The 4685-nt window shown below is 72.1% G+C and carries 4 protein-coding genes; 1 reads left to right on the top strand and 3 read right to left on the bottom strand.

Going from position 1 to position 4685, the window contains the following annotated elements; all coding sequences use genetic code 11:
• Positions 1 to 22: 22 nt before the first annotated feature.
• From FNH08_RS44935 to FNH08_RS44945, 3 genes are all read right to left on the bottom strand, one after another.
• Positions 23 to 811 carry a ThuA domain-containing protein gene (locus FNH08_RS44935; RefSeq protein WP_322726469.1) on the bottom strand — a complete coding sequence of 263 codons (789 nt, stop codon included), beginning with the start codon at positions 809 to 811 and terminating at the stop codon, positions 23 to 25.
• Between the two features lie 3 nt (positions 812 to 814).
• A complete protein-coding gene (locus FNH08_RS44940; RefSeq protein ID WP_152777290.1) occupies positions 815 to 1579 on the bottom strand; it encodes an SDR family NAD(P)-dependent oxidoreductase in 765 nt (254 codons plus the stop codon).
• Positions 1580 to 1671: 92 nt separating this feature from the next.
• Complete coding sequence (locus FNH08_RS44945; protein WP_152777292.1) at positions 1672 to 2913, bottom strand: acyl-CoA dehydrogenase family protein; 1242 nt, start codon at positions 2911 to 2913, stop codon at positions 1672 to 1674.
• A gap of 209 nt (positions 2914 to 3122) precedes the next feature.
• Between FNH08_RS44945 and FNH08_RS44950 the strand changes: the two genes are divergently transcribed.
• Entirely contained in the window at positions 3123 to 4661 is a 1539-nt protein-coding gene (locus tag FNH08_RS44950) for an AMP-binding protein (RefSeq protein ID WP_152777294.1), read from the top strand.
• Positions 4662 to 4685 lie beyond the last annotated feature (24 nt).

Raw genomic sequence — 4685 nt, forward strand, 5'->3', positions numbered from 1 at the left:
GGGTAGGGGCGGCGGGGGCGAACTACTCCGGCACCCGCACACCCACCGTCCACCCCACACAACGCCGCAGCACCGTCACGAACTCCGGTGTCTCCCACGGCCCCCGGTCCACGCGCCCGGTGTCGTCCACGCCGAGGTCCTGCATGTCGTAGCGGCCCCGGCAGTGGCCGAGGGTGAAGTAGCAGACCTCGCCGAGGCCGTGCCGCTTGAGGTACAGCACCGGCCGGGACGCGCTGTCGAGGGCCGCCGTGTCGCCCTCGGCGAAACCACGGCACGGTCCCGTGTACTCGGCGTGCAGCAGCACTTCCAGTTCCCCGTGCAGCTCGCACACGTAGAGCTCGTCGGTGACCGTGAACGGCCCGATCCCGGCGACCAGCGGATGGTCGGGCCGGGTCACCAGCACCTCGTACGGCTCGATCGGCGGGTGGGCCAGGAACTGACTGCCCAGCACCTTGGCCAGTTCCCCGAGGAGCCGTGGAGTCGTGAACACCCTCGGCCCGCCACCCGTCGACGGCTCGCTCACCTCGATCACCGAGTTGGTGCCGTGCAGGGCGAGCCAGCGCCCGCCCCGCTCGACGAACCGTGCCAGTGCGGCCCGCTGCGCCGGGCGGGGCCGGACGTCACAGGTGTAGGTGACCAGCAGGTCGGCCCTGTCCAGGGCGGCCGCGCAGTCGTAGTCCTGATACACCGTGGTGCGCACCCGTGGATGCTCACCGAGCAGTTCCAGCAGCCGCAGCCGCGCGTGGTCGAAGTCGTGCCAGCGGCCGCCGCAGACCAGTACGGCGTCCAGGCGGCCGGCCGGGCCCGCCACGGCTCAGTACTGGACGCGGGTGAGCAGCCCGCCGTCCACCACGAGGTTGACCCCGACGCAGAAGGAGCCGGTACGCCCGAGCAGGAACGCCACCGCCGCGGCCACGTCCTCCGCGGTGCCGTAGCGGCCGATCGGCAGCTTGGCGAGCACCTCCTCGTACACTTCCGGGCGGCTGGTGCGGATCGTCTCCCAGGCGCCGCCGGGGAAGTCGATCGGGCCGGGCGAGACGGTGTTGACGCGGATGCCCTTCGGCGCGAGGGCGTGCGCGAGGGCCGAGGCGTGCTGGACGACGGCCGCCTTGAGCGCGGAGTACGAGTTCGCGCCGGCCGGGCGCGCGGTGTCGGAGGCGTTGGTGGTGCCGATGGCCACGACGGCGGCCCGGTCGGAGGTCTCCAGGTGGGGAAGGGCCGCGTCGACGAGTCCCGCGAACGGGATCAGGTCGCCGCGCAGACTGGCTTCCCAGGACTCGGGGCCCTTCACGTTGCCCGCCGACACGTTGGACACCAGCAGGTCCAGGCCGCCGAGTTCGGCGGCCGCCCGCTCCACGAAGCCCGCGAGGGCGGCCGGTTCGGTGACGTCCACCGGCTCCGCGAACACCGTGGCGCCCTCGCCGCGCAGCTCGGCGGCAGCCTTGGCGAGTTGCTCCTCGCCCCGTGCGCACAGCGCCAGCGCGCAGCCCTCGGCCGCCAGCGTGGTGGCGATCGCCCGGCCGATGCCCCGGCTCGCCCCGGTCACCAGCGCCTTCGCGCCTGTCAGTCCCAGGTCCATCGATGTCACTCCTTTGTGATTGCCGAAACGGTCCCGAAACGGTCCCGATCGCTCGTCGGTCGCCCGGTTCGCCCTGTTGCCGGGAAGGTCCCTCAGTTGCCGGGAAGCTGCGAGAACGGCGCCCGGTCCGCCCGCGGCTCGGGCGGCAGCTTCAGCACCCGTTCGCCGATCAGGTTGCGCTGGATCTGATCGGTGCCTCCGGCCAGCCGGTAGCCAGGGGCGCCGAGCAGATGCTGCGTCCAGGCGAAGGTGCCCGCCTCCCCGGTGTCGGCGCTGATCCGCGCCCCCATCAGCTCCGCGGCGACCTGTCCCGTGCGGGTGAGCAGCTCGGAGGCCATGAGTTTGGTCAACGACGCCTCCGGACCCGGTGGGCCGCCGGCAGCGCTCGTCCTGGCGACGCGGTCGACCGTGGCGGCGCGCAGGGCGGCACGTACGTACAGGTCGGCGAGGCGCTGGCGGACCAGCGGGTCCTGGGTGCGGCCGAGGGAGCGGGCGAGCGCGAGAACGTCCGCGAAGGTGCCGCCCTTGCGGCGGTTGCCGCTGCCCGAGGCTGTCCGTTCGAAGGCGAGGGTGGTGGTGGCGACCTCCCAGCCCTGGCCCGGTCGCCCGATCCGGAGCCGGTCCGGGACGCGTACGCCGCTGAGGAACACCTCGTTGAAGGAGGCGCCGCCGCTCATCTGCCGGATGGGGCGCACCTCCACTCCGGTGGCGTCCATCGGGACCAGGAAGGCGGTGATGCCGGCCTGCTTGACGACGTCCGGGTCGGTGCGGGCGAGCAGCAGACCGTAGTCGGCGAACTGGGCGCCCGACGTCCACACTTTCTGACCGTCGATGGCCCACTCTCCGCCGCCCTCCTGCCGGGCGCGGGTGCGAAGGGCCGCGAGGTCGGATCCAGCACCGGGCTCACTGAAGAGCTGGCAGGCCAGCAGGTCGGTGCGCAGGAACGCGCGTGCGTAGTCATGGCGCTGCTCGGCCGTCCCGAACAGGGAGACGGCCATCGCGACCAGGCGCACGGTGACGCTGATGAGTTCGGTGGACGGCGGCACCTCGAAGGCGGATTCCTCCTGGGCGAAGGCCGCCACGTGGGCGGGGGTCAGTCCCGCTCCGCCCCTGTCCGCGGGGAGGGTCAGCGCCTGGTACCCGGCGTCGAAGCGGGCCCGCTGATAGGCGCGGCAGCGCTCCAGCAGCAGGCGTTCCTCGTTCTCGGGGATGTTGTGGAACACGGCGAGGTCGGCGGCCTCTTGGGCGGACTCGGGCGCCCGCGCCGGTTCGAGCACGGTGGCCAGCCACTGCCTGACCTGTGCGCGCCATACGTCCGGATCGGGCTGGGACATGGCTCCTCCTCGGACACTTACCAGACGACAGGTTCAGTAAGGAGGGTCAGGAAGTACGACTCCCTGACCGTTGAAACATGCGGGTGAGACAGGCAGGAATACCTTCCGTCCGGGATGAGAGTGTTCCGCACTTTCTTGATAAACGCTACAGTCTCCGCAACCCCTCTCCCCTCGAATCGGGAGAGGACCGAGGAGCCGCCGGAGGAGCCATGTCGCTGCTGCCACTCGACCGTCGCGCCCAGGAGACACCCGACGAGCCGGCCTTGGCGGACGACCTGGGCGTGCTGTCCTGGTCCGGCCTCGCCGACCAGGTGGCGCGGGCGGCGGTACGGCTGTTGGAGTTCGCGCCCGGCCCCGACGACCGGGTCGCCGTCCTCGGCGACAACGTGATCCCGACGCTGGTGGCCCATCTGGCCGCTCTGCGGGCCGGGGTCGGAACCGTGGCCACGTCCCGGAACCTCACGTCGGGGGAACTCGTCGACCAGATCATCGACGCGGGCGCGACCGGGATCATCGCCGGACCCGTCGGCGCGGGTGCCGCCCTCGACGCGGCACGGGAACTGGGCCTGCCGCTGGTGACGCACGGAACCCCGGCGATCGGGCACGCCTTCGACTGGGACCTGTGGCTGGCAGCCGCACCCGCCGGACGCGCCGTCCCGACGGACCGTCCCGCACGGCCCCCGCTCGTCTACACCTCGGGAACCACCGGACGGGCGCGCGGCACCGAGGTGCGCTGGGTGAGTGGCCCGGTCGCCGACGCCTCCGCCTACCTCGCCGCGATGTCCGCCCGGCCCGGCTTCCCGCCGGGGCCGCATCTGGTGTGCGGCCCACTGCAGCACAACGCGCCGCTGACCTCGCTCAGGCACCTGGCGGCCGGTCAGCCGGTGGTCGTCCTCGGCAGATACCGCGCGGAGAATTTCCTCAGCAGTGTGCAGAAGTGGCAGGTCGCCTCGACGGTGATGGTGCCCACCCACTTCCAACGGCTGCTCGCTCTCCCGGAAGAGGTCCGCGCCCGGTACGACGTCTCCAGCCTTCGGCAGGTGTCCCACACCGGCTCCGCGTGTCCACCGGACGTGAAACGAGCCATGATCGAGTGGTTCGGTCCGGTGCTGACCGAGTCGTACGGCGCCAGCGAAGCGGGAACCGTGGCCCGCATCAGCAGCGAGGAGTGGTTGGCGCACCCGGGCTCGGTCGGACGCGTCCGGCCTCCGTTCGACGTCCTGGTCACCGATGAGGAGGGCCGGCGACTGCCGCCCGGCGAACGCGGGTTGCTGGCCTTCCGGGCGCCGGAGGACCAGGGCGTCCGCTACCACGCGGACCCGGACAAGACCAGGTCCGCCTACCTCTCCCCCGGCGTCTTCACGCTCGGCGACATCGGCTACGTCGACGGAGACGGCTACATCTTCATCACCGACCGGGCCGCGGATGTCGTGGTCTCCGGCGGGGTCAACCTCTACCCGGCCGAGAGCGAGGCCGTACTGCGGCAGCACCCGGCGGTCGCCGAGGCCGCGGTCATCGGCGTGCCCGACGCGGACTTCGGCGAGTCCCTGCGGGCGCTGGTCGTGGCCGCGGCGGACGAGCCGCCCGCCGATGAGCTGGACCGGTTCTGCCGCGAGCTCCTCGCCGCCTACAAGTGCCCGAAGTCGTACGAGTTCGTTCCCGAGCTCCCGCGCAACGCGATGGGCAAGCTCGACAAACGCGCGATGCGGCGCCCCTACTGGGGCTCGGAACGGACCATCGCCGGCTGAGCCGGCCCGCCCGCCCCTCTCGCT

The organism is Streptomyces spongiae, from assembly GCF_009377185.1.
Taxonomy (GTDB): domain Bacteria; phylum Actinomycetota; class Actinomycetes; order Streptomycetales; family Streptomycetaceae; genus Streptomyces; species Streptomyces spongiae.

Excerpts from the sequence above, each read along its gene's own strand:
- FNH08_RS44940 (WP_152777290.1), bottom strand. The coding sequence starts at position 1,579 with ATGGACCTGGGACTGACAGGCGCGAAGGCGCTGGTGACCGGGGCGAGC.
- FNH08_RS44945 (WP_152777292.1), bottom strand. The coding sequence starts at position 2,913 with ATGTCCCAGCCCGATCCGGACGTATGGCGCGCACAGGTCAGGCAGTGG.
- FNH08_RS44950 (WP_152777294.1), top strand. The coding sequence starts at position 3,123 with ATGTCGCTGCTGCCACTCGACCGTCGCGCCCAGGAGACACCCGACGAG.